We start from the raw sequence: 24,378 nt of genomic DNA on the forward strand, positions 1-24,378 counted from the left end.
CATATGCTCACCATTGGCATTGATCTTTTTCAAGGACTCAGCAATTGTAGGTGTACGTATTAATATATTTTATTTAGCATTAGGAACTAATTTAAAAATTCCTTTTCCTTCAATGGAAATATAAATGATGCCATCTGGTCCTGATTTTACATTTCTTACTCTACCAATTCCATCAAAAATTCGCTCTCGGAGCATTACCTTATTGTTTTTAATTTTAAGATGTTCTAGGTATTGAAATGATAATGAGCCTACTAATAAATCCCCTTTCCATTCTGGATAGTATTTTCCATTTACAAAAGCCATTCCAGAGGGAGCTATAGAAGGTGTCCAGTGATGAAGGGGATCTTCCATTCCGGGAAGCGAGGTATTATCTGTAATAGACGTGCCAATATAATTAATCCCATAAGTGACCAATGGCCATCCATAGTTCTTTCCTTTTTTAATGATATTAATTTCGTCACCACCCCTGGGACCATGTTCATGAGTCCATAGTTCTCCGGTTTCCGGGTGTAATGTCATTCCTTGAGGGTTTCTATGCCCGTAACTAAATACGGCTTTTTTTGCTCCTGCTTCATTCACAAAAGGATTGTCGTTAGGAATACTTCCGTCATCATTTAATCTATAAACTTTGCCTCCATCCCTTTTGATATCTTGAGGGTTCACATCTCTGTTTCCCCTATCTCCTATAGTAAAATAAAGATATCCATCATTATCAAATTCAATGCGAGATCCAAAATGTTGTCCTGCGTCAGAGTTTGGTACTGCTTTATACAAAAGTTCTTTGTCTACAAAACGCTCATTATTAATCTTACCACGCATCAAAGCTGTATTACCACCCTCACCGCCCCCTTCAGAGGAGGCAAAAGTGATATAGATCCACCCGTTGTTTTCATAATTGGGGTGCACTCTTACGTCTAATAAGCCACCTTGTCCCATTTGGTAAATAGGAGGTAGGTTTTTTATAACTGTTTGCTTCCCATTTTTAAAATGAATTAAACTGCCCGCTTTATCTGTAACCAATAAGCTTTTATCTGGCAGGAAGTCCATGCCCCATAAAACACCCTTGTTTTCCATAACAGCTTCTAACTTGCGGGTTATCTCTGGATCTTTAATTTCTGAATCTTTAGGCGTAAGACTTAAGTACTTCCAAAGAAAAAGAGAAAGAAATAATACATAAAGTATGCGTTTGGTAGTAAATATTTTCATAGTTAAAAGTTACAAAGAATTATAGAAATTTAATGATAAGAAAGTTTAGATTAACTTTTCTGAAAGAAATTAGTAGTCCTAAATAGTCATTACTAATTTGTTTAAAAATCATGAAAGATCATGATTAATTCTAGGAGTTTTTATATTTTTGGCATCCGTTAATGGAATCTAGCATTTAGAGCAATTCTTAAACTAGTACCATTAAAGCAGATGTTTACTCTAATTGAAATAGTGAAAGCATTTTAGAGTGATTTTCGGGGTGTAGCTTAGTCCGGTTAAAGTGCACGGCTGGGGGCCGTGAGATCGGAGGTTCGAATCCTCTCACCCCGACAAATTGGGTTTCAATAGAAACCATAAAAATGCTAACTAAATGATTTTCAGTGAAATTCATTTTTTCTGATTTCATTTAGTTAGCTTTAATATCAAAACAAAAGTTACCTATTCGGTTACCTGTTTTTAACCGAATTTTTTCACTACTTTGGTAACACCATAGCGTTTGACTTTCGCTTCGATTTGACTTTCGAATTCAAATCGAGTATTAACTTAAAGCGAGAGTATATGGGCTCCTCAAGAACATTTAGTATCCATTTTTGGCTGAATACTGCCAAAAGTAAAGATGATTTTGCACCGATTTATGCACGTGTAACAGTTGATGGAAAGCGGGCAGAAATCAGTTTAAAACGCCAAACAAAAGTTACCTATTGGGACACCAAATCCAAGAAAACCACCTCTAGGACACCAGAAGGCAATGAATTGAACGCCTATTTGGACCAGGTTAAGGCCAAGCTTTTACTGTGTTATAAGCAGTTAACTTCTGATTTTGAATTAGTTACGGCTAATTCTATAAAAGCCAGGTTCGTCGGGCAAGACGAAAAACATAAAACCTTGATGGATTTGGTGACGTACCACAATGAAAATATGTTGGGTGTGCTTAGACAAGGTACTTTAAAAAACTACTATACCACCGAGAACTATCTAAAACGTTTCCTGGTCAATAAAAAAAAGACCACGGACATATATTTGAAACATCTTAAGTATAGTTTCATTATTGATTTTGAACAGTATTTGCGAAAAGGGCCATCACTTCAAAATGCTAATCCTTTAAACAATAATGGCATCATGAAACATCTGGAAAGACTTCGTAAGTTGATGAATTTCGCGATGGATTTGGAATGGTTGGATAAGAACCCATTTGCACGATATAAGCTGAAATTCAATAAGCACAAAAAGGAGTTTCTTTCAAAGGAGGAGTTACAGGTATTTAGAGAAGCTATAATCTATGATAAAGGGCATCAAAACGTCCTTGATGCCTTTTTGTTTGCTTGCTACACAGGGTTGTCATACACTGATCTTAAAAACCTAACAGAAGATAATATAGTAAAGGGGATTGATGGGAACTACTGGATATTTACCCAACGCGAAAAGAATGAGCAGCCTGTAAAGATTCCGATCTTAGATGAAGCTTGGGTTATCTTAAAAAAATATGGCTCTTATTCTGAGAAGAATAATGGAATATTACCCGTATATTCCAATCAAAAAGTAAATGTCTATTTGAAGGAAATTGCCAGTGATTTGGATATTCATAAGAATTTGACCTTTCACTCTGCAAGACATACATTTGCTACTACAGTGATGCTTTCAAATGGTGTTCCCATTGAAACAGTTTCAAAATTGTTAGGGCACACTAAAATTTCGACTACTCAGGTATATGCCAGGGTACTGGAAGAAAAAATTAGCTCCGATATTAATAATTTGAAAAAGGTATTGACTGGCTCTAAAACAAAAAAGTTTGTAGTTTGAATATTTCAGCAGGATTCAAACTATTATTTAATACCTTTTGACTTTCATAAGATTATGCAAATTCTATAATGGGTGTTGTCGATTTGTTGACTCATAATTGAGATTAAATATATTTATTTTAACTTTTAGTATTTAAAGAATAAGAAAATACTATTATCTAGCATATTACTGTAATTAACTACTAAACCCCTTGGCTTTATAAAGATTGTAGCCTTGTCTAAAATTTCTTACTGTTATATTAATCATTTTTGTAATTCTAAACAGTTCGGATTTAAGGGAAGCTTACACAAACAGACGGCATAACAAGAGCCGTATGAGCCGAGAGGTTCACGTACGGTTCTGTGAGAGGTTTAGGGGTGAGATTCCCCTTTACCTACTCGACTACCAATATTTATTTCTCTTGAAAAAGACATTTGTCCACCAGAGAGATAGCCTCCGATAATAATTTATCCTTCGTAATTACTCCTGTTAACAATTCATGATGATTTTTTATCATCAATTTATAGAATTTGCATACAATAATTCTTATTGGATCTTGAAACATGCTCTCGAAAGTAACAGCTTCATTAACATCCCAATATGATCCTCTTTTTGACTTTCCCTCTTGGATTATTGATTGCCATTCCTCAAAAGGTTTTTCATACTTCTTATTTGAACTATGGACAAATGTCTGATTATACCAAAGCCAAAAATTGATTATAATGGAACGAGATCGCTTCTTAACTTCTATAAAATCAACTGATTCATTCATTTCGTAATGAATAAACCTTCTGCCACTCGGATCTATAACAAAGGACATTTTAAATCTGTTATTAAGAATAGGTAGACGTTTAGCCGAGACCATAGTTTTATCGCTATGGATGATAGCCAAGAATAATAACGTAGTTAATTCGTATTCATTAATTCTCAAGCATATTTCTTTTTTACTTATATCATTCAAAGAGTTACATGCAAATCTAACTGAATGAAAGGTTGTTATCATGTTTAAAATTCGACTTTCAGTTGAGGGATATGCTTCATTTTCTATTTGTGAATTTGAATCTGATTGAGTAAGGCCAGCTATGATGCTAAGAGCCGAGAATGCAGAAGAGGATAAAACATTATGCAATAAATATTTAGTCTGAATATTTTTTGGATGGTGAAATTTTCGTATTAAATCTAAATGGAAGTCCTCTCTAAAATATTCCTGAAATAGTCGAATAAGAGCGTATGAATCAGCTTCATATTCAAATATCTTTAATGGTTTGGTTGACTCATCAACTACCTTAAAATGTCCTAAATTTTGATGCCCTAGCTCATGAAAAATAAAATAGGAAAATATTAGACTGCCTGTTAAGCTCCAATACTCAATAAATTCTTCACTCTTGGGCAGACACGGAGTTAAGGCAAAAAGGAGGTTTACATTTATTTTTTCTATGAAGTTAATGAAATTGTAATCTGAAAAAACCGGGAATCTTTCACCAAAATATTCGAAAGATTTGTTGTTGACATACGTTGAATCATCTAGATAAGAGCTCGATTGAAGGTTTGAAAATCCATCTATTGCTAAGATCAGCCCTAAAGATATTTTTAAACATCCATTTCTCGCTATATTACAAGTCAAACCAAGGTCATATTCGTCAATTAGTATATTGGTAATTGAGCTTATTGATTCCTTTAATAACAGGTCTTGGCCAGAAGTAGCCAATAGAAATTTATGTAATAATTGTATATCTTTTGAAGCTTCTTGAAAATACTCTGACAGAATGACTTCAATGGGTTCATTATGCTCTGTACTTAGCAGGCAAGAATATCTTTTTCTAAAAAACATGATAACTATCCCTTTTTAGAACAAATAGTATCCAGTCCATAGGAAATCAAAATAAGGGAAAAAGTAAATACAGAAAGAGTGGCCATGCCAGTAATCGATATTATTATGTCAGATACGACTGCGGCTGCTTCTAATTTTTTATACTTTTTCTGGTTTCTAAGTAGCTCTTGAAATTGATTGGATTTACAGAGGTCTTCCCTAGTTTGTTTAAGAATTCTGATAAATCTATAGTATCCTTTTTCTGACTTTTCCTTATCGTTTTGAGGTATTGCCCCGAGTCCGCCATCCTCAAATGAAGCTTCGAGGATTTCATATAATTGGCTTTGCGAGTATTTTTGTAGTATTTCTAATTCCATCAATTCAATTATTGGTAACGGTATCGGCTAAACGGCGTAGCCATTTTTTGCTGGCTATAAACGTTTTAGCCATTGTGCCTGTTGCACATCTATTGTGCAAAGATAGGAAAAATCGTAGCTTTAGTTGTGCAAGGCAAGAAGAAATGCCAAGAAAAGCTGTTCATTAATTTTAAGTTAAGCGAGCACATCCCTCCAAATAATTTTTACCTTAGACTGAAAGAAACTATTTATTTTTATTTACTCTACCCACGCACTAAAGGTTTTTATGGGGGCAGCGGACAATAGAGTATAGATCCAGTAGTTTTTATTTAAGCTATGTTTAGTGGGTTACTTAGAAAACATTACCAGTGACAGAAAGCTCATAGATCATTGTTCTTTACGTTTGGATATCCTATATTTTTTAGGATATGATATTGATGAACAGCTTCCCTGGCTTTCTACCATAAGCCGGACCCGGCAGTTGTTTCCTGAAAGTATTTTTGAAGAAGTGTTTACCAACATTTTTAACCTATGTGTTGAAGTGGGAATGGTCGGCGGTCATACCCAGGCGATTGATTCGGCTCCGGTAAAAGCCAATGCCAGCATGGATAGCTTGGAGCTCAAAGTCCCATTCTAAAAACAACTATAACTGTGAAGCGTTTAACGCGAAGAGGGTATGAGTCTATGTTGGAATACTACCAGAGAGTGAAGTTCTAATAATACGAACCGCCGTATACGAGATTCGTACTTACGGTGGTGTGAGAGGCGCACTCCGTCAATCATTGGCGGAGCCGTCTACTCGATTAGGCAAAGTATTAACTTTCAATATCAACTTGATCTAAAAATCGCTTTATTTTTTCAATATTCTTTCTTGACTCCAATGCTTTTTTCTCCTCGCTACCAGATCTAGGTTCGTGATCCATATGATAAACAGAGGAACTTAGGACTGGGATAATATAACTTCCTCCAATAACAACTTTTATTCCAAAAAAATGATCTTCCATTCCCCATCCTTTGAAATCTTTACTAAATGGATTTGTTTTGGTTAATATAGATTTCTTAACCGAAAAATTATGTCCAATAACCATTGCACTCAAGTCAAAAATTGCCATTACACGAGAGCCATGAAAATTTTTAAAATAGTGAGTTTCTTCTAAAATATTAATTTGTTGTTCAATAGCTGAATCACTAAACCCTATAGTGTCTTGGGATATAAAACGACTGGTTCTTATTTCTTTTGAATAGTCAGATAAAGGCAAGCCATTAACTATATTTTCTTCATTAATCTTTGAATCTGATCTTTCAACATTCTCTTTGAAAGAAACAAAAACAGCATTATCAATAATTGTGTTTCTTATAATATGATCTGCTAAATAATATTTTGATAAAATAATATCAGAATCAATAAAAATTAAAATTTCCCCACTACTATGAAGTGTTCCAAGTTGTCTTGCATGCGATGCTCCTGAATTTTCGCTTAATCTGATAATCTTTATTTTAAATGGATATGCTTTTGATTCTATTACGTTTTCAACGGGCTTTATTGAATTATCATCGATAATTATTACTTCAAGGCTATTTAAGATGTTTGGATTTATTTTTTGATGTTGTATGCCCAGTAGAACCTGTTTAATTGATTCCTCAGAATTATAGTATGGAATTATTATAGAAACATCATGTTTTTTGACAATTTCTGTAAAATTGTGATTTCTTGATAAAAGAGGTGTATTCGTGATTTTTTCAAAGAGTTTTTCATATAATGAGTAGTTGTTGTCTTTAGCTTCCAGTAACTCTCTAAAAGTATTTTTTTCCTTAAAAACACTAAGAATTCCGTTTTTCTGGCAAAACTCAAGAATAATTGAATCTAATTGCCAAGAATCTCCGAATCTGTGAATGAACTCTTTATACTCATCTAATTTTGAAATTTTTTTCTTTAGTGCATCATGCGTTTCTACGTGTTTAGATAGTTCTTTCAAATAGCTTTCCAATTTTTGATACAAGGTTTGAGTAGGGTCAATTGATTCCGGTGCGATTACAGTCACTAACTCTCCAACTAAAGTTGTGGGTCTGAGTTCAATCTTGAAATCAGATTCATTGTCCTTAAAAGTAAACACACTAGAAGTAGATATTTGCCCCTTATTACCATAATTAATAGCAAGGAAAACAAGTTTACTTTTTAGATGACGAAGACTTGTCACAATGTTATTATATCTCCGCTTAATAATGTCATTATTTATTACAATTGGATCATGTGTCCTTTTATCAAACCAACTCCATTTCAATTTACTTGGGGTAATAACTGTTTTAAGATATTCACTTTCTTTGTTGTCAATATAAATTACAATTTCTTCATGACATGATGGAGCTCCATAGTTCTCTTGCAAATATTGAATGAGTTCCCAAAAGTTTCCTTTTTTTATTAATAATGCTTTTTTCATGGGATTCCTTTAAATTTTGCCTAACGGTAACGTATAAGAGTAGTAGCGGATTTTATGCACTTACCTTTCGGTTTTACCGTTGTTTGATTTAGATTCTATTTTCGTTAAAGCGAATAGACCGCTATTATTTTTATACAATGTGCTTGTTGCACAACTATTGTCTAAAAATAAGAAATATCGTATTTTTAGTTATGTAATATTAAAAAATAATTGTGAAAATATGTTTACTAATATTAAGTTAAGTGAGCGCATCCCTCCAAACAATTTTTACTGTAGTCTGAAAGAAACTATCGATCTTGATTTTCTCTACCCACTTACCAAAGGTTTTTATGGGGGCAGTAGGCTATTTGGAATTAGGCAGACTAATAAATACATATATCTACATGCAATTGTTTATAATCCTTCGACATACTAATGGAAGGTTTAAATAATACCTGAAATTCACTCAAAATAAGGTGAAAAGTGGGCTGGGAAGCAATGCACTAATTTACAATCTGAAAAGTATCTTTATTACTGTATTTAAAGGCCTTGTAATGAACTTAAATTTTGAGGTTTCCAGACCGTTTTAAAATGATAAAACCGCTTTAAATAGACCTGTTTTTTTCAAATTATTGGCTTGTGCAACGGCTACCTTTTTTGTATGCAGTCTTTTTTATTCAGTAAAATACTGTTCAATCGTTTCTTTTTCTTTTTCATTCAGTTCGGCAATTGCTTCATCTATGCTCTTTAAAGCTTCGATTTCCTTATCTGCTAATTGCTTTTTTAAGTCTATTAGGTTGACTGTTTGTCCGTCTGATGATTTCAAATTTGAAGGGTCAAAACCACTTGCTTTCAGCTGTTCTATATTCGAATCAATTTCTTTGATTGAATTTGAAAAGCTGTTAGTAAGTTCATCTCTTTTTAAAAGAAGATTTTCTCTTTGACATTGAAAATTGCCTGAAATTGCTTTTGCAAATTCTTTCTTTTGTTCGCCTACCAAGTCTTGGCTATAGTTTTGTAATTCTTGTGTTTCTTCTTCCATCCTTTTCGTTTCGGCTTTCACATCCTTTACGGTAATACTTGGTAAGTTCATCACTATATCCTGTCTTTCCATTTTAAATTCTGGGATAGCTGTAATAAATTCGGTTGTAGCCATTTTGAATTGAGGTATGTCTGTTTTTATCTCAACTGTTCTTGTATGGACTTCGGGTACGTCTGTTAGAATGTCTTTCCAAACAGTTTTACATTTGGGAACCCCCTTTGTTTTAGATCCAAACGGTCCGTATATCCAAGTATCTTTACAATGAATTTCTGGATACTGTCCAGTCTTCTTAAGAACCATTTTAGTATAAACTTCATCAAATTTTATGGACTTGGTTTCCATAGTAATTTGAGGTAAGTCGAATGCTATTTTTCTATCCTTCATTATAACTGAAACTAAATCTAGTGCAAAATGCTGTTCTTGTATTGTAATATCAAAGTCAACTTGAACAGTCGTTTCAACTGCATTGTCCGGGTCTGGAGCATCATCTTCAATTTCTTTCGCTCTTTTCTCAACGTCCTTAAACCTTGATTCATATTTGAGTTTGATTGCATCTAACTCCTGCTGATTTCCTTCACATTGGCTCCAGGCACTTTGAACATTTAAAACCAACGCCAAGGTTAGTGCGATTGCTGAAATAGTTTTTGTTTTCATTTTATTGAGTATTTGTTGGTTACTTTAGATTGCATACAACTTGTTAATAAACGTACTTTATTTTGTTTATTTCTCTTTCAAATATACCTTTTTGAATACTAAATCAAAAGGACTTCTAAAATTTGTTAAATGTGTAGTACTCACATGTGTATAAATTTCGGTGGTTTTACGGGAACTATGCCCTAAAAGCTGCAGTATGTACCGCAAATTAACACCATTCTCTAAAAGGTGCGTAGCAAAACTGTGCCTAGGAGTATGCACAGTTGCCGAAGAATTACCTAAGGCTTTGCGCTTAGAACGATTAAATACCTGCCGTATGCTGGAAGCACTGTACTGAAGATCATTATGCCCTTCAAATAACCATTGCTTAGGGCGGTAAATTTTGTAGTAGTTTCTTAATAAATCCAGCAAATCATGAGAATTACTGGAAATTCTTTCTGCAGAAGCCATTGCATTCAATGAAAAGAAGAATCTATAGTTGGGATATAATGCCTTTAATTAGGTACTTCATGACTCCTTAAAGAAGGGTTTTACCCAACAGGAAAAACTGGACAAGCTGCTTTTTGAAACTATTTATGAAATGGTATAACTTCAAGGTTTCTCGGTTTTCCTTAAAACCGGGTTTTAAATAATTTTTGAACTAATTAAATAAAAAACTCGCTTATAAATGTAGAAAGTTAAGCAAGAAAAAGGCTTCCGAAACCTCGCCTACAAAATCCGTTCGCTAAGTGGTACTTTGGTAAACTTAGTAGAACTTTGAGTCACTAATATTAATTATTAATAAGTCATGTGGCCGGGAAGTTTACACTATCCAATTACTCTTAAACTTCTATTCATCTACCTCATTCCAGAATATTCCGAAATCATCCTTTTTTTCCCTTTTACCAGTTTTAGGATTTATTCGCTCATCTGTCTTATTCCAAAAAATTCCTAAATCATCCTTTTTTTCAATTCTTCCGGTGACCTGATTTACTCGTGTTTTGGTTTTTTCATACCCCAAATCTTGTTTCTTATATATTATACCACTTTCAATATCAATCTTTTTACCAGTATCAATTTTAAAACCAAAAAAATCTTTCGTTTGATATTTTCCAGTTTCTAAGTCAATACTATCCTTTGTTTTATTATTCAACAAACTAAAAAAATAATCTCTCTTGAATTCACCTGTTTTTTTATCAATATATTGACCTCTTTTTCCTGGCGCCAGAATGCCTTTAGAGATGGCTTCTTTTTCCATTCTTTTTAATTCTTCTTGAGTAGTATCATTCAAATTATCATTTGAATAAGAATTACTAGGATATGAGGAATTATATTTACTTATTGATTTTAAATTATGACTACTATTAGATTTATGAGTAAATCCGACAATAAAACAGAGAATTGAAGGGAAGAAACCTATTATTAAGTAACAGAATAGATTGAAATAATTATCGTAACCACCATTTCTAGAAACGTTAATTAAATATCTCCAAAAAATAAAAAAACCTATCCCTGCTAATATGTAGATTATTTTTTTTGAAGAAATCCCAACATTATTCTCGTTATTCATTTGAATTTTGTATTAAATTTTTTTTAGAGAGAACTAACTAATATCAATTCTTTTGATCATACTTTATTTTCAAATATAACCATTTTGTAAGTAAATCAAAAGGGATAATTTAGACATTTCTTACAAAGTTAAACTTGCAAAAGTTTCAGTGGAAAAGGAAATCCATAAAACTTTTGTTATCCGCCTTTACAAATGAATTTATTAGATTATAATTTTTATTAAATCAAATTCAAATCTACAATCTTACCAAAACTTTCTGCGCCGGAACCTGTCCGGTTTTTGTAGTGTTCCGGGAGATAAACGTATAGCAAAAATCGGATGGGTCGCAGACCTGCTTCATGACTTATATTCTAAATTGTCTTAGCTGGCAGATATATTCCATTTTAAAAATTCTCAGCTCCTTCCCCTTCAAAGAACCCTATTATTCTTCCTTTTAGGTATTACACCCACTTCACGCACCCCCACTGATTCCCTTTTGTTGTAAGCAAAAAAACAACATCCGTTGGCAGCCTACGGCATAAAGCCAGGCTTATACCTCGCTCTTTTTTATACGCTTTACCAAACCTGAATATTGAAGCACAATGAGCATCAAAAAGAGGTAACAGCGATGGCGCTATGGGAAGTAAATCGAAACTTGGATTTATGAACTTTAACAAAACCATCAAAAAGGAAGCAAAACAAAAGAAGAATCAAAAAAGGAAAACGCTCCAGATATAATAAGTAAATCACTTTTAATACTAGTCCACCTTACACGTTTGAATTATCAAGGATCTATTTTAATTAAAGATGTAGGTAGTTATTTTGAAAGTTGACGTTCAAATCTATATTTCTACTAAAAACCATATGTAATAGCTCAAAAACGAAGTATTTGGTAGCATATGCCATTTTAATTTTGAACATCAATTAGATATATTTATAAGGGTCGCACTGGGAAAGAAGCAACTGACCTTTCGCCAAGCTCAAGACAGGCTTTTTTGGTCAGGTTGTTTGAGTTTTTGTTCGCTTTTGGCGAACGAAAATGATAAGCAAGAGGGTAACACGCTACGCGATGTTTCAGCAAGCCTCTTGTTTTTAAATAACTGTATTACAGTGGTTTAAAAAATAATTTTAACTAAAATAATATGTAAAGCATTCGTTTTTAGAGTAAAAAGGTGTTCAGCCCAATAAAACCAATAAATTTTTAGAGTAAAAATGGATAACGGATACGAAAAAGAGGAATTTACGACTATTAGTTTTAAAAGCTCGATAGCCAAAAAGTTTCGAGCTTTTAGCAAGAAAATGGGTGCATCAAATTCGATGACCTTATTGATGATGTTGGACTTTTTTGAGGGTAATAATCTATCCCCAAAAGATTCTATTGGACCAACTGTTCATACCCTTGAAAATTTGATTAAAAAGCGAGTGAATGCAGTCATTGCCATTTTGAGGGATATGGAAAAAAGCCAAACCCGACCCACAGTAGCCATGATGCAATCCCTTTTTGAAGAAGTAGAACCCAAAAGCAAACCGCCATTGGTCGAAAAAAAAGTGAAGTTTCAGGAAAAGAAAGGCAACAATAATCAATTATAGTGCAAATGTATGTCACCATCACACCCCAGAAATTAGGAGGCTCTTATTCGCAGAGTGTGGCGGATTATGTGGAGTATCTGGAGAAAGAAAATCAAGGATTGGAACAGCAAGATATGGAACACTTTTTCAATCAATATGGTGATGAGATATCTGCCAAAGAAGTGGTCAAGAGGATTGATGGTAATACCTCAAAACTGAAAAAGACTGAACCAAAATTTTATTCCATCACCATAAGTCCAAGCAAATATGAACTTAAGCAATTGCAAAACAGTAGTACCGATTTAAAAGCCTATACCCGTGAAGTGATGAAAGATTATGTGAAATCGTTCAATAGGGAAATCAATGGGAAGCAAATAACCATTGATGATATTAAATATTATGCAAAGATTGAACACCAACGGAAGTTCAAGGGGACGGATTTTCAAGTGAAAGAAAACCAACCCTTTGCCAGTAAAATTCTTCAATTGAAACAGGATATTCGAAAAATTGAAAATGGCAAACTAAAAGGCAACATTTCAAAATTGAAACAGAAAATCAGCCAATTGGAAAAAGAGGCTCCACACCAATCCCGAGGCATCGGGAGAAGGCGAATTGTTCAGGGAATGCAAAAAGAAGGTAACCAAAGCCACATTCATATTATAGTAAGTAGAAAAGATACTTCTAATTCGGTAAGTCTATCCCCGGGAAGTAAATACAAAGCTTCAGAAGTTGTGATGAACGGTAAGAAAGTAAAACGAGGGTTTGATAGGGATTCATTTTTCTCCAATGCTGAAAAGAAATTCGACAAGCAATTTGGATACAAAAGAAACTATGCAGAAACCTACCAGGCCAAAAAAAATTTTATCAAAAACCCAAAGCTTTACTTTTCGGTACTGATGGGATTGCCAACAAATGAAAAAGCTACTGCATTTAAAATCTTGGGCAAATCTGGAGTTCCCATGATGAATATTCCCACCAATAAAGTTCAGTTGGCTATTAAAGTAATCAAGAGACTTAAAAAAGGGGTAGAGGTAGCATTAAAATCTGGTTCTATTGGAATATGAGTTGGTCTCTTGCACATATTGTTGTCTATGTTATTGTTCCATTACTGTTGGTAAGTATTATGCTATATGTGTTTCTACATAATGACAGAAGTACAAAAGTGGATAAGAAATATCAAGTTCAGTTCAAAGTCAAATCAGGGAAATTTAAGATTGAAAATATTAAGCGGGGCGCATCGGTAATAGGTTCTGCGGGAAGTGGAAAAACAGAAAGTGTCGTCTATAATTTTTTGAAGCATTTTAGTAAGTATTCCTTTTCCGGAGTCATTCATGATTACAAACATTTTGAACTTACCGAGATTGCTTACCCTCTATTTGAAGCTAATAAAATTCCATTCTATATTGTTTCGTTTGATAAAATATTCCATCGGGTGAACCCCATTGCACCTCGTTATATGGAAAATGAAGAAAGTGTCAATGAAGTTACCAAAGTACTGATGGAAAACTTATTGGAGCAAAAAGAATCTGGTAGTTTGGGAACTTCAAAATTTTTTATCGATGCTGCAGAAGGTTTAGTCAGTGGATTAATATGGAAATTAAAAACGTCTTATCCTAAATACTGTACGCTGCCTCACCTTATAGCCATCTATCAACTTTTAGATACGGATAGTCTTGTTGCTTTTCTGGAAAGTAACGTAACCGCTAGAGCTATGGCAGATGCTTTTATCAGTGGCAAAGATTCAGATAGGCAAACTGCAGGAGTAAAAAGTACCCTTGCCAATGCTTTTAAAAAGATCAGTACACAAAGTATTTTCATGGTACTATCAGCTGATGATGTTCCCCTAGATATCAATAGTCAGGAGAAATTAGGGGTTATTTCTGTTGTAAACAACCCAAAATATGAATCAGCCTACTCACCAATCATAGCTACTATTGTACATACGATTACTAAGCAAATGAGTGTGCGAAATGCGAAACCATCATTTTTAATGATGGAAGAAGCACCTACTATTCGCTTATTGAATATGCACCGAATCCCTGCCACTTTACGGAGTTATAATATTGCCACTGTTTATGTAATGCAAGATAAAATTCAGAATGATATGATGTATGGCGATAAGGCAAGTAAGGCGATATTGAGTAATCTATCGTATCAGTTTTTTGGAAAAGTTAACGACCCGGATACTGCTAAATACTATGAGCGTTTTTTTGAAATTATAAAACAATCCACTAAAAGTATTAGTAAAAGTAGTGGCTTGAGTTTAGAGAGCCGTATTACGAAAGGCGAAAAAGAGGTTTCCAAGCGTAGAGCCGATATTTTCTTTAGGTTAAAGCAAGGGGAGTTTATTGCGTTTGCAGATGGTAATGATAGAAAAGTACGGTTTAAATTACAAGAAATTAAAAAGGAATTGCCCGAAAAAATCACTCAATTTTCACAAAAGGAATTAAAATTAAATTTTGAAAAAATATACCATGAAGTGAGGTTTCTATTCGAAAATTAGGAATAAACTTTATTTTATAAACTACCGCAAAATGATTCTTGTTCCAGTATGCTATACGAGGTAAAGGGGCATCTTTAAGCTTATCAAGGGTTAATTTTACACCTATAGTTTTATAATCGATAGCTTCAGCAGCATCGCTAAGTTTTAAAAGGTTACTAACCTTCTCTAGTTGTCTCTAGAGAACTCACTTATTTCGTTAGTACCGGGTTTTTTGTAAAATGAAAAGGTTTTTTCAAAAAAAACTATTTATCTAAACTTAAATTTTTTATGATTTTTTCAAAAACCAAACTATCTGATAATCTTGGTGCATTACTCATTATAACATTTCCTTTTTTATCTATAATACCATAGTTAGGAATGTCTCTAACATCAAAGAACTTTGCTAAATCTGATTTTTTACCACCAGCTATTAAAAATTGATTTTCTTTAAGCCCATAAGCTGCTAAATTATGAGACATATGAATCCATTTATCTATATCTTTATCTCGATCTATAGATAGATAGATGAACTCTACATTATAGTGCTCTTTTAATTTTTCTTTAAACGATTTTGTGTCTTTAATTTCTTGAATACAAGGTTTACACCAACTCGCCCAAAAATCTACTATTTTTATGGTATTTGGATTATTTTTAAAAGCAGTATTTAAATTAGTGCTAACACTGTCTAAATTAATTAGGTTTTCTTCTAAGATATGATCTGGTATTTTAACATTAAAATTCTCCAGATTAATGGCAATACGTTCCATTTCTTCTTTATAAGAGGGCTCTGAAAATAATGGCATATAGCTAGTAAGCGTTTCTTTTAGAACTGGGATAACATTCATATTAGCTGGAAAAACTTTTGCATAATAATCGTAAATTAATCTACCTATAGCATAAATCTTAATAGTTCCTGTGAAGTTTTTCTCAATAAAGGCTTTTTCTTTTAAAAAATTAGATTTTGTTAATTCCCTATAATAATTCTCTGTAAAATAATAGCGTATAAAATCAACAACATTTCTTTTGTAGTAATAATTAGTCATAAAATGTTGACTATTAAAATCTTGTAAAGAAATACTATCGAAATATTTATAATCATTGATTCTTTCATTAGCATCTTTTATAAGTTCATAAACTCTTGGCCAGGCGTTTAAGCCGCTACGGCTAGGTTGATTTGATTTTGGTGACATCAAATAGTAGAGGTATTCGTGTCTTATTTCAGAACTTACATGATTTTTAAAGTCTTTAGATACTTCTGGGTGCTCTTTTATATAATCAGCAAAAAAACGTTGTTTTTTCTTATAAATTTTTTCACACTTTTCTTTGTAAGCTATAATATTGTTAGCATATAATGGCCATTGTAAGCCTAAAGAATCCATCTTAATAGCGTAGTTGTAATGAGCTATATTATTACCTGTTATTCTGGGAATCCCATTTATAAACTTCAGTAATATGGTATCTCCTGGTGTAACAAAGAAATTATATTTAGCATATAAACGTTTCTTGTCAGATTGCTCAATCATACTAAAAAAACCTAAAAACTGTGCTTTTTTAATTTCAAAAGAAAGACTGGTTATGTCATTGCCAGGGTTTCCATGAGCAAAAGTTTTTCCAAAAAAATAAGCGTTATTATTTACTGTGAATGACTTAAATTGAGAATCCTCTGTAATTCCTTCAAAGTAAACTTTTTTATGCGGTACATCTTTTTTTAATATTTCTTTCGAATCTGTTTTACAGCTTATAAGTAAACTTAATAGTACAAGAAGAATTATTGTTTTAGGCATAGCTAAATAATTATGTTATAAAAAATCAGTACACTTTTAAAAATGTACTGATCTTAATAAATTAGCAAACACAACCATTAGCGGTATCTGTTCCACCACATACTGCTTCTGCCGTTGCTCTACTACAATCTGGCTGATTTTCATGTCGTCTACCATCCTTACAACGTACGGTGCAATTACCAGAACCGCCTTGTGTTCCGTCTAAAGACATTTGCATTTCTCCACCACCACCAAATATACTTTTTAATTGACTACGACTTAATAACTCATATTGATTAAATTTTAATTTTTTCATTATAAACGTATTTGATTATATAAAATACTTAGACATTTTACGACACCTAAGTTTTGTGTCTACTCTTCGCGAAAGAATATTATGTATGTTTTTATATTGTATTCAACTTTTCAGTAGAAATCTTTACGGCCATGTTTTCAATTGCATATGTACTTAGAGTATCTGATACCTATAGCAAACTTGGAAAATTAGGATGTGCGTATAAGCTATCTTTTAAAAAAGAGTTGGTATATCTTATATGCAATAAACCTAATATCTTTTTTAGAACATTTAATTCATTATTCATATTGAGATTAGTTTAGTCTGTTAAGAATTTATCGGTTTCCATAATGTCATTTTTACTAATTATGACAGACCAAAATTGATATTATTTGATATGAATTGCAACTAATTGGTCTCTGATTTCTAAAAAAACGAGCTGTATTTTAAAAATAAAAGTCTTACTCATGAAGTAAGAATAAAATTCTTAAGACTTACATTATTTCTTGTTATTTAATAGATTTTACATAGAATTTTAAAGTAAATAAGGCTATTTTGTATGTAAAATAGAGAATTGTAGATCTATTTCTATATTTGTTTTGCCTTATTACATAAGATGTTTAGACCAAAATATTTTTTTATTACTGCACTGTTATTGACCTTTACAAGTAATCTTAATGCACAGTTTAAGGGTTTTCAAGAAATTCCAGATAGTCTTATCATTAAGTCATATCAATCACTATACAGCGATTATTATAAATTGATTGAAAACTCAGAATACAATCGTTTATATGCAACAGCTTACTTAAAAAAGGCCTATTTAGATAAAGACACACTAAATATTGCATACGGTTACTATATGATTACCTATTATACGGATGATACTAACTATATATTTAATGATAGCCTTTTAAAATACGCAAAATTATTACCGAAAAAAGAATTTAATTATTTTGCCTGGCATGCCTACCAGAGTAAGGGAGGCTATTTTTATGATAAAAGGAATTTTAAAAAATCATTCGATAATCATATTAAAGCTTTTAATATTGCAAAGGAGTTTAAAAACCTTGAGTTCCAAAATATTTCGACAACAAATCTTGGTTTGTTAAAAGAACGGACAGGAAAATTTGAAGAGGCTTTATTAGATTTTAAGAAAAGTTACCAATACGATCTAAAAAAAATTGAAAAACTAGATACTATTGACGCATATACCTTAGATTCTTTTTTAAATTCTATAATTAATCTAGCGAATTCATATCGATTAAATAAGAAATATGATTCTGCCCAGTATTTCAATCAAAGTGTATTTAAGTATAAAAATATAAAAGGTACTGAAAGGTTTATAGGGCAATCTATTGTGAATTCTACAGAGGTTCATTTTGAATTAGAAAATTATGAGGCTACCATTGATACCGTAAATACTTCACTTTCTTTTTTAATAGCCAATAATGATGCACCAAATATTGCTATAGCCTATTATCTAAGAGCCATGTCTACTATTAAATTAGATTTAAGTCCTGATTTAAAAGATTTTGAAAGAATGGATAGTATTTTTAACCTGAATAATGATTTGCATCCTTCATTAAGATCTGGGTATACGTATTTGATTGATCATTATAAAAAAAATGGCGATCTATCTAAGCAATTATATTATATAGAACAACTCTTAAAGTTTGATAGTTTAGTATACGACTACGAAAGACACATCACTGACGGTATTTATTTTGATAAAAACAGTAAACTACTTCACACACAGCAAAAATTAAAGTCAAAAATCAAAAAAGATTACCTAAAAAATAGAGCCATTTTATTCGCTATTTGTTTTTTAGTTTTACTATTGGTATTTGAACTTTTTAGGAGAAGGAAAAGGAACAAAAAAATAATAAAAGAATATCAATTTAAATTTGACACGTTAATTAATAGTAAAACACTACCAGAAAATATAATAGAAAACAAAAACTTAAAAAGTAAACAAAAAGAATTTAATCTACCAGCTCCTTTAGTAGAAGAAATTTTATCAGGACTAGAAACTTTTGAACTCAGAAAAGGTTTTTTAGATAAAAATATTTCTGCAAATAGATTAGCTAAGGATTTAAATACGAATCCAAATTATTTAGGACAAATTATAAAATATCAATTTAATAAAAACTTTAGGCAATATATTAATGACTTAAGAATAGATTTTGTTTTGAAAGCAATAAGGTTAGATCGTAAAATGTTAAATTATTCAATTCAAGCTATTGCAAATGAAACAGGGTATAATAATGCAGAGCCTTTTTCAAAGGCTTTTAAAGCAAAGACAGGGTACTATCCATCAGATTTTATTTTAAAAATAAAAAATGAAAAAGACCATAAGTAGTTTGCCTAAAAACCTCTAAATACAAGTCGTAATTTTAAAATCACGACTTGTATTTAGCTGTTTTTGTAGCATTGTACATCAAAAAATACTAATTTCCGGTCATCAAATTTATGATATATGAAAAAAAATAGTAAAACTATTGCTGACTTTGAAAGCAATAAATTAAGATCAATCAACAGTATCATTGGAGGTGGTGGAGATGATCCAAATGATGGAAAAGGTAAAACGAAACCACCACCACCGCCACCAGGTCCATTTGGTCCTACACCTGTATCTACTGGAGATTAGATCAATTAAGATTTGTTAATTTTCAGCTTAAATTTTTTATGATAAAAAATACGTTAAGATTTGTTTTGTGGTGTTTACCAATGTTTCTTTATTCGCAGACATTAACATTTCATCAGTTTAAGTCTGATAATGATAATTGGTGGAAATTAAATCATGGTCAGGATAGTTTAGCTGGTACTGATTGGAATAAAGCGATTACCTATTTACATCAAAATCTGAATCCAAAACAGCAAATAATTATAGCCGTTTTGGATTCTGATTTTGACTTAAATCATAAAATGTTAAAGCCGGTAATGTGGTCTAACAAAAATGAAATAAAGGGCAATAATATTGATGACGATAAAAATGGCTATATAGATGACTATGCTGGTTGGAACTTTTTAGGTATAAAAAATAAAGATAGTTCGTTAGCATATGTTTTAACTGAAGAAACCAGGATTCTTAGAAAAATTGATCGTAATTCATTCAATACCTTAAGAAAGAAAAATAAAATTCCATTCCAATATAATGATGTTAGAGCTTCCTATGATTCTACCGTACTGAGTTTAGAAAGAAAAATTAAATATAATAAAGATATTGAAGCTAGTTATACTTTTGTAATGGACACTTTACGAAAGTTAATAAAGGGAAAGATATCACTTAAAAGTTTGTCTAATTTTATTGCTCCCAATGATACCATAAGAAGTTATGTTGATTTTGCAAAGTATTATTATGAAGCCGATTATCCGTACGATGAATTTATAAAGTATTTAAAGTTTAAAGAATTGAGTTTAGATATTTGTATGAATCTAAATTATGATAATCGTTCTCTTCTTCCCAAAGCATCTCATATTAAAAGGAATAAAAAGTACGGTAATAATACTTTTGGAAAAAATACAGCTATTCTTGAACATGGTACGCTGGTATCAGGGGTCATAGCTTATTCAATGTTAGATTCGGTAAGTCTAATACATAAAAACCCGATTAAAAAATATCCTATTAATATCATGCCTATAACCTTTACCGGAATAGGAGATTTTACGGATAAAGATTTTTATGTAAGCTTAAAGTATGCTGTTGATAATGGCGCACATATTATAAATATTAGTCAAGGAAAGGCTTTTTCAATTCAACCAAAAATTTTAAAAAAAGCGCTCTCTTATGCAGAGAAAAAAAATATTTTGGTTGTGATATCAGCAGGAAATGAATCTCAAAATCTAGATAAAGATTGGCAATTTCCTCAATCTATAGCTAGATTGTATAAAAAAGAATTTTCTAATGTTTTAATTGTTGGTGCTACTACAAAAAAATATGGTGAAGACCTGGTGGATCAGGATTCAAATTATGGTTTAAATTCGATAGATATTTTTGCACCAGGTGTTGATATACTTACCTGCAGTCCAAATAATCAGTTTACCAATAGAGAAGGCACTTCTTTTGCTGCTCCAATTGTTGCCAATATTGCAGCCTTATTATGGTCTCATTACCCAAATTTAAAAGCTTCTCAAATACGAAAAATTATAATGGATAGTGGTACTCCTTTTAATGGATTAGTAAATGTACCTTATGATGATGAAAAGGAAATAAATGATGAAAATTTCAAATCAAAGCAGCGATTTCAAAACCTTTCAAAATCTGGAAAAATTATTAATGCCTACAATGCATTAATTATGGCAGAGCAGTTACAAATAAACTAGAATGTAATTTTAGAATTAAGACTATATTGTTAGTTCTTTAAGACTAGATGTTTATTTATAAATAATTGATAATTAGTTGTTTGCGATTGGCTGAAAAGCTTTTTATATATACCTACTTGTTGTTTTTAGAATTACGACATACTTCCTTTTTAAAATACAAAGATTAAAAATATATTTAGACAAGTTAATGGGCTAAATATTTAATTACCTGTATTTTACATTATTAGAAATGAAAGATTTCGAAGAAAATTTTAATTTTAAACAACTAATAGAAAGGCTAGATAATTATACAACAGATAAAGAAACTCCTTTTGATGATATAATTAAGATGTGTCAAGACTATTTATGTGATCTGCGTAACCATATATTCAAAGAAGGTTTTGATTCTATTAATTCTGAAATAACCTTTTTCAAAGAAATTAAACAACATCCTCTACAAACATTAATCTATAGTTCCAGACTTAAAAGTTTTGAAGTTAGATTTCCTAAGGGAAATCAAATTCAACAACAAAAATATATTCTAAATTGTATTAAAAGCGTTAACAGATTCTTTCGGCTAAATATAGAGTTCTCTCAGTATGTCCAAAAGGGTTCGGTTTACTTAGATGAATATTACTATACACGAAAGTACTTTTCAGAATCCACATCTTTATTTTCAGCTCCATTTTTTCGAGACCCAGACTTCAGTACTTCACATGACTTATTGCTAGCAAATTATATTGTTAACTGTAAACTGTTAAGGTATTTGGAAAATAGACTTTACAAATTAAAAGATTCTTCTTTTAAAGAAACAAATAGTTATAAACTAAACTGGACATCAACAAAGACGGCTCTAACTGAACTTGTTTATGCTTTGTATGCCAGTGGATCTTTGAATAATGGGAATACAGATATAAAAGAAATTGCAATGGCCTTACAATGGGTTTTTCAATTTGATCTAGGTGACATTTACAAGACGTATTCAGAAATAAAGGCTAGAAAAATAAGTAGAACCAAGTTTCTGAATGACCTTTCTTCAGGCCTCATTACTCAAATGGATAACTCCGAAATTTAAACGTATAAGAGACCCTACTACGGTTAACCTCCTGTTTTTAATATATACAACAAAATTTCACCAAAATATTGTTGTAAAAGTTCATTTTGGTCATTAAATACCATCAAAACCATTCAAATTTCAATATGTTAAATTTTCACCGTAGTAAGGTTGTACTGGTGAATAAAGTCCAACAAATCATTTCAATTTTGTAGAACGAAAGTCAAATCGAAGATTCACGAACAAATATTTATTAAAATATTAAAGTTCGTGAGCTAATTCAAAACAAAGCCGTCATGAAAAAAAATTAACTAATGGCGGTTTTGTTTAAAAACAGTTTTACAAGTATGGGAGCAACAATTATTACAACAGAAGATCTTCGGGAATTTAAAATGGAATTACTCGATGACATCAAGCAACTTTTACAAAACCAAAGCGGACAACCTGCCAAAAAATGGCTTAAATCTCCAGAAGTTCGCGAGCTTTTGGGCATCTCTCCCGGAACATTACAAAACCTACGTATCAATGGGACATTACCATATACAAAAGTAGGTGGCGTTTTGTATTATGACTACCAGGAAATCATGCAGGTATTAGAGCAAAACAGAATCCATAACAAATTCTAGAATCTGGTTTGCAAGACATCAATTATAGGGCCGAGTATAAAGAAACAGTCCAGTGGACTTTTTTAACGAAGGAGCCAGCAGGCGCGTTGGCTTTGTATTTCTGAGATTATGGATATCAATTACATTAAACATTTGAATAATGTCTTCATACAATTTTCCAAGGATAGTCGTTTGAATCCAACTCACATCAGCTTGTATGTGGCATTATTTCAGATTTGGAACAATAACTTTTTTAAAGATGAATTCTATATCAATATAGAAGAAGTGATGGACTTCTCAAAAATAGGTTCTAAATCTACCTATCACCGATGCATCAAAGAACTGAGTCATTGGAATTATTTGCGCTACATACCATCGCATAACCCGTTTAAAGGAAGCCGAATCAAGATGTTCAACTTTAGTCCTGAGCCCAGTCGAAGGGTTGGGACAAGTACCGAACAAGTGCTGTACCCAAGCAGTACCAAAATCGAGACAAGTACTGGACAAGCATTGGTACCTATAAACAAACAAATACAAACTATAGAAAACCCTAAAAACATATACAAACGGCAAATTTTAGAAAATTCAAATTCTGAAAACGATGAAAAACAAGAAATTGCCTGTACCGAGCCCGGTCGAAGTATCCCATATCAGGACAACCTAAAGACCAGTTCTGATAAAAACTACGATGAACCTTTATGAGCAATCCAAAACCACATATCATCGTTGAAGGAGCTGTACAATATTCTTTGGGTACCATGCGAGGCAATCAAATTCTGTATGATTTTGATAAAATGTTGGTCTATTTGGAAGCTAAAGGAAAGTTGCTTTTCGGGCAGAAATTTAAAATCTACAAAGAAGACCGTGATATTCTATACAAACTATGCCTGTACTTTATCCAGGATAGAATTGCCTGTAAAGAGTTCGGAATTGATATTGATAAAGGCATTTTGCTTTCTGGACCTGTAGGATGTGGTAAAACCTCCTTGATTCGCTTGCTGAAGCATCTTGTGCCACACCAAAAGCCCTACGAGGTTGTACCTACCCGAAACATCGTTTTTGGATTTAATCATATTGGTTACAAGACTATTGAAGATTATGGGAACACCCAATTTTTCTGCTTTGATGATTTGGGAGTTGAGCCTATGGGTAGACACTACGGTAAAGACTGTAATGTAATAGGGGAAATCCTGCTATCTCGCCATGACTTATTTCTGGACAAGAAAATTAAGACCCATGCTACTACTAACTTAAATGCTGCAGAACTTGAAGAGCTTTATGGCATTCGTGTTCGTAGTCGAATGCGACAGCTTTTTAATTTGGTGGCTTTTGATAAAGGAAGTAAGGATAAGAGAGTATAATCTTATAAAGCAGAGAATTAAATGTGGGAATCCGTAAGAAATTATGTTAAAAAATTAATATATTTATGAGCGATTACACATAGAAAAATGTTTGAGAGAGCTGATGAGTATTCATTGGCTTTTTTGTTTCGGTAGTATCAAAAATAAAACCTAAG

General features: G+C 32.1%; 21 protein-coding genes, 1 tRNA gene and 1 pseudogene. 13 read left to right on the forward strand and 10 right to left on the reverse strand.

Annotation, left to right across the window (positions count from 1 at the left end; translation table 11 throughout):
• Positions 1–69: 69 nt before the first annotated feature.
• Positions 70–1,206, reverse strand: coding sequence for a PQQ-dependent sugar dehydrogenase (locus WBG07_RS18555; protein WP_340203526.1), 1,137 nt, complete (start codon positions 1,204–1,206; stop codon positions 70–72).
• Between the two features lie 255 nt (positions 1,207–1,461).
• Here WBG07_RS18555 and WBG07_RS18560 point away from each other — a divergent pair.
• Both WBG07_RS18560 and WBG07_RS18565 read left to right on the forward strand, forming a co-directional pair.
• A tRNA-Pro gene (locus WBG07_RS18560) sits at positions 1,462–1,536 on the forward strand.
• 228 nt (positions 1,537–1,764) lie between these two features.
• Positions 1,765–3,006, forward strand: coding sequence for a site-specific integrase (locus WBG07_RS18565; protein ID WP_340203527.1), 1,242 nt, complete (start codon positions 1,765–1,767; stop codon positions 3,004–3,006).
• A gap of 391 nt (positions 3,007–3,397) precedes the next feature.
• Here WBG07_RS18565 and WBG07_RS18570 read toward each other — a convergent pair whose 3' ends face one another.
• A complete protein-coding gene (locus WBG07_RS18570) occupies positions 3,398–4,816 on the reverse strand; it encodes a hypothetical protein (protein ID WP_340203529.1) in 1,419 nt (472 codons plus the stop codon).
• 5 nt (positions 4,817–4,821) lie between these two features.
• Positions 4,822–5,172 (reverse strand): hypothetical protein, encoded by a 351-nt coding sequence (locus WBG07_RS18575; protein ID WP_340203531.1) that lies wholly within the window; start codon positions 5,170–5,172, stop codon positions 4,822–4,824.
• A gap of 126 nt (positions 5,173–5,298) precedes the next feature.
• On the opposite strand from WBG07_RS18575, the pseudogene WBG07_RS19530 reads away from it, so the two are divergent.
• A pseudogene (locus WBG07_RS19530) lies at positions 5,299–5,782 on the forward strand (transposase); the annotation flags it as partial.
• Positions 5,783–5,966: 184 nt separating this feature from the next.
• Here the strand turns inward: WBG07_RS19530 and WBG07_RS18585 are convergent.
• The 4 genes from WBG07_RS18585 to WBG07_RS18600 all read right to left on the reverse strand — a co-directional run bounded on the left by WBG07_RS18585 (position 5,967) and on the right by WBG07_RS18600 (position 10,813).
• On the reverse strand, positions 5,967–7,589 hold the full coding sequence (locus tag WBG07_RS18585) for a glycosyltransferase family A protein (protein ID WP_340203534.1): 1,623 nt from the start codon (positions 7,587–7,589) through the stop codon (positions 5,967–5,969).
• 652 nt (positions 7,590–8,241) lie between these two features.
• A complete protein-coding gene (locus WBG07_RS18590; protein ID WP_340203535.1) occupies positions 8,242–9,264 on the reverse strand; it encodes a hypothetical protein in 1,023 nt (340 codons plus the stop codon).
• Positions 9,265–9,330: 66 nt separating this feature from the next.
• Positions 9,331–9,714 (reverse strand): tyrosine-type recombinase/integrase, encoded by a 384-nt coding sequence (locus tag WBG07_RS18595; protein ID WP_340203536.1) that lies wholly within the window; start codon positions 9,712–9,714, stop codon positions 9,331–9,333.
• A gap of 379 nt (positions 9,715–10,093) precedes the next feature.
• A complete protein-coding gene (locus WBG07_RS18600; RefSeq protein ID WP_340203538.1) occupies positions 10,094–10,813 on the reverse strand; it encodes a hypothetical protein in 720 nt (239 codons plus the stop codon).
• A 1,191-nt stretch (positions 10,814–12,004) separates the two neighbouring features.
• On the opposite strand from WBG07_RS18600, the gene WBG07_RS18605 reads away from it, so the two are divergent.
• The 3 genes from WBG07_RS18605 to WBG07_RS18615 are packed head-to-tail and all read left to right on the forward strand — an operon-like array spanning position 12,005 to position 14,864.
• The gene (locus WBG07_RS18605) at positions 12,005–12,382 is read left to right on the forward strand and encodes a BfmA/BtgA family mobilization protein (RefSeq protein WP_340203540.1); all 378 of its coding nucleotides are present in this window, start codon (positions 12,005–12,007) and stop codon (positions 12,380–12,382) included.
• A gap of 5 nt (positions 12,383–12,387) precedes the next feature.
• Positions 12,388–13,425, forward strand: coding sequence for a MobB family relaxase (gene mobB / locus WBG07_RS18610; protein ID WP_340203542.1), 1,038 nt, complete (start codon positions 12,388–12,390; stop codon positions 13,423–13,425).
• Positions 13,422–14,864, forward strand: coding sequence for a type IV secretory system conjugative DNA transfer family protein (locus WBG07_RS18615; RefSeq protein WP_340203544.1), 1,443 nt, complete (start codon positions 13,422–13,424; stop codon positions 14,862–14,864). The genes mobB and WBG07_RS18615 overlap by 4 nt, the downstream gene beginning before the upstream one ends.
• Here the strand turns inward: WBG07_RS18615 and WBG07_RS18620 are convergent.
• The 3 genes from WBG07_RS18620 to WBG07_RS18630 all read right to left on the reverse strand — a co-directional run bounded on the left by WBG07_RS18620 (position 14,785) and on the right by WBG07_RS18630 (position 16,922).
• Complete coding sequence (locus WBG07_RS18620) at positions 14,785–14,985, reverse strand: cysteine peptidase family C39 domain-containing protein (protein ID WP_340203598.1); 201 nt, start codon at positions 14,983–14,985, stop codon at positions 14,785–14,787. The genes WBG07_RS18615 and WBG07_RS18620 overlap by 80 nt on opposite strands.
• A gap of 121 nt (positions 14,986–15,106) precedes the next feature.
• Positions 15,107–16,627, reverse strand: coding sequence for a thioredoxin-like domain-containing protein (locus WBG07_RS18625; RefSeq protein ID WP_340203545.1), 1,521 nt, complete (start codon positions 16,625–16,627; stop codon positions 15,107–15,109).
• A gap of 61 nt (positions 16,628–16,688) precedes the next feature.
• Positions 16,689–16,922, reverse strand: a complete 234-nt coding sequence (locus WBG07_RS18630) for a hypothetical protein (RefSeq protein ID WP_340203547.1) — start codon at positions 16,920–16,922, stop codon at positions 16,689–16,691.
• Positions 16,923–17,517: 595 nt separating this feature from the next.
• Between WBG07_RS18630 and WBG07_RS18635 the strand changes: the two genes are divergently transcribed.
• From WBG07_RS18635 to WBG07_RS18665, 7 genes are all read left to right on the forward strand, one after another.
• On the forward strand, positions 17,518–19,260 hold the full coding sequence (locus WBG07_RS18635; protein ID WP_340203549.1) for a helix-turn-helix domain-containing protein: 1,743 nt from the start codon (positions 17,518–17,520) through the stop codon (positions 19,258–19,260).
• A 117-nt stretch (positions 19,261–19,377) separates the two neighbouring features.
• A complete protein-coding gene (locus WBG07_RS18640; RefSeq protein ID WP_340203550.1) occupies positions 19,378–19,548 on the forward strand; it encodes a hypothetical protein in 171 nt (56 codons plus the stop codon).
• Positions 19,549–19,628: 80 nt separating this feature from the next.
• Positions 19,629–21,224: a S8 family serine peptidase gene (locus tag WBG07_RS18645; RefSeq protein ID WP_340203551.1), complete on the forward strand. Its 1,596-nt coding sequence runs from the start codon at positions 19,629–19,631 to the stop codon at positions 21,222–21,224.
• A 229-nt stretch (positions 21,225–21,453) separates the two neighbouring features.
• Positions 21,454–22,278, forward strand: coding sequence for an RteC domain-containing protein (locus WBG07_RS18650; RefSeq protein WP_340203553.1), 825 nt, complete (start codon positions 21,454–21,456; stop codon positions 22,276–22,278).
• A gap of 326 nt (positions 22,279–22,604) precedes the next feature.
• Positions 22,605–22,883 carry a helix-turn-helix domain-containing protein gene (locus tag WBG07_RS18655; RefSeq protein ID WP_340203600.1) on the forward strand — a complete coding sequence of 93 codons (279 nt, stop codon included), beginning with the start codon at positions 22,605–22,607 and terminating at the stop codon, positions 22,881–22,883.
• 108 nt (positions 22,884–22,991) lie between these two features.
• Complete coding sequence (locus WBG07_RS18660) at positions 22,992–23,564, forward strand: hypothetical protein (RefSeq protein WP_340203554.1); 573 nt, start codon at positions 22,992–22,994, stop codon at positions 23,562–23,564.
• Entirely contained in the window at positions 23,561–24,223 is a 663-nt protein-coding gene (locus WBG07_RS18665) for a P-loop NTPase family protein (protein WP_340203556.1), read from the forward strand. The genes WBG07_RS18660 and WBG07_RS18665 overlap by 4 nt, the downstream gene beginning before the upstream one ends.
• Positions 24,224–24,378: the final 155 nt, after the last annotated feature.

It is taken from the genome of Ascidiimonas meishanensis, from assembly GCF_037782385.1.
Lineage (GTDB): Bacteria > Bacteroidota > Bacteroidia > Flavobacteriales > Flavobacteriaceae > Ascidiimonas > Ascidiimonas meishanensis.

What these genes read in the sequence shown, in the direction of transcription:
- WBG07_RS18555 (WP_340203526.1), bottom strand. Translation starts at nt 1,206, where the DNA reads ATGAAAATATTTACTACCAAACGCATACTTTATGTATTATTTCTTTCT.
- WBG07_RS18565 (WP_340203527.1), top strand. Translation starts at nt 1,765, where the DNA reads ATGGGCTCCTCAAGAACATTTAGTATCCATTTTTGGCTGAATACTGCC.
- WBG07_RS18570 (WP_340203529.1), bottom strand. Translation starts at nt 4,816, where the DNA reads ATGTTTTTTAGAAAAAGATATTCTTGCCTGCTAAGTACAGAGCATAAT.
- WBG07_RS18575 (WP_340203531.1), bottom strand. Translation starts at nt 5,172, where the DNA reads ATGGAATTAGAAATACTACAAAAATACTCGCAAAGCCAATTATATGAA.
- WBG07_RS18585 (WP_340203534.1), bottom strand. Translation starts at nt 7,589, where the DNA reads ATGAAAAAAGCATTATTAATAAAAAAAGGAAACTTTTGGGAACTCATT.
- WBG07_RS18590 (WP_340203535.1), bottom strand. Translation starts at nt 9,264, where the DNA reads ATGAAAACAAAAACTATTTCAGCAATCGCACTAACCTTGGCGTTGGTT.
- WBG07_RS18595 (WP_340203536.1), bottom strand. Translation starts at nt 9,714, where the DNA reads ATGGCTTCTGCAGAAAGAATTTCCAGTAATTCTCATGATTTGCTGGAT.
- WBG07_RS18600 (WP_340203538.1), bottom strand. Translation starts at nt 10,813, where the DNA reads ATGAATAACGAGAATAATGTTGGGATTTCTTCAAAAAAAATAATCTAC.
- WBG07_RS18605 (WP_340203540.1), top strand. Translation starts at nt 12,005, where the DNA reads ATGGATAACGGATACGAAAAAGAGGAATTTACGACTATTAGTTTTAAA.
- mobB (WP_340203542.1), top strand. Translation starts at nt 12,388, where the DNA reads ATGTATGTCACCATCACACCCCAGAAATTAGGAGGCTCTTATTCGCAG.
- WBG07_RS18615 (WP_340203544.1), top strand. Translation starts at nt 13,422, where the DNA reads ATGAGTTGGTCTCTTGCACATATTGTTGTCTATGTTATTGTTCCATTA.
- WBG07_RS18625 (WP_340203545.1), bottom strand. Translation starts at nt 16,627, where the DNA reads ATGCCTAAAACAATAATTCTTCTTGTACTATTAAGTTTACTTATAAGC.
- WBG07_RS18630 (WP_340203547.1), bottom strand. Translation starts at nt 16,922, where the DNA reads ATGAAAAAATTAAAATTTAATCAATATGAGTTATTAAGTCGTAGTCAA.
- WBG07_RS18635 (WP_340203549.1), top strand. Translation starts at nt 17,518, where the DNA reads ATGTTTAGACCAAAATATTTTTTTATTACTGCACTGTTATTGACCTTT.
- WBG07_RS18640 (WP_340203550.1), top strand. Translation starts at nt 19,378, where the DNA reads ATGAAAAAAAATAGTAAAACTATTGCTGACTTTGAAAGCAATAAATTA.
- WBG07_RS18645 (WP_340203551.1), top strand. Translation starts at nt 19,629, where the DNA reads ATGTTTCTTTATTCGCAGACATTAACATTTCATCAGTTTAAGTCTGAT.
- WBG07_RS18650 (WP_340203553.1), top strand. Translation starts at nt 21,454, where the DNA reads ATGAAAGATTTCGAAGAAAATTTTAATTTTAAACAACTAATAGAAAGG.
- WBG07_RS18655 (WP_340203600.1), top strand. Translation starts at nt 22,605, where the DNA reads ATGGGAGCAACAATTATTACAACAGAAGATCTTCGGGAATTTAAAATG.
- WBG07_RS18660 (WP_340203554.1), top strand. Translation starts at nt 22,992, where the DNA reads ATGGATATCAATTACATTAAACATTTGAATAATGTCTTCATACAATTT.
- WBG07_RS18665 (WP_340203556.1), top strand. Translation starts at nt 23,561, where the DNA reads ATGAGCAATCCAAAACCACATATCATCGTTGAAGGAGCTGTACAATAT.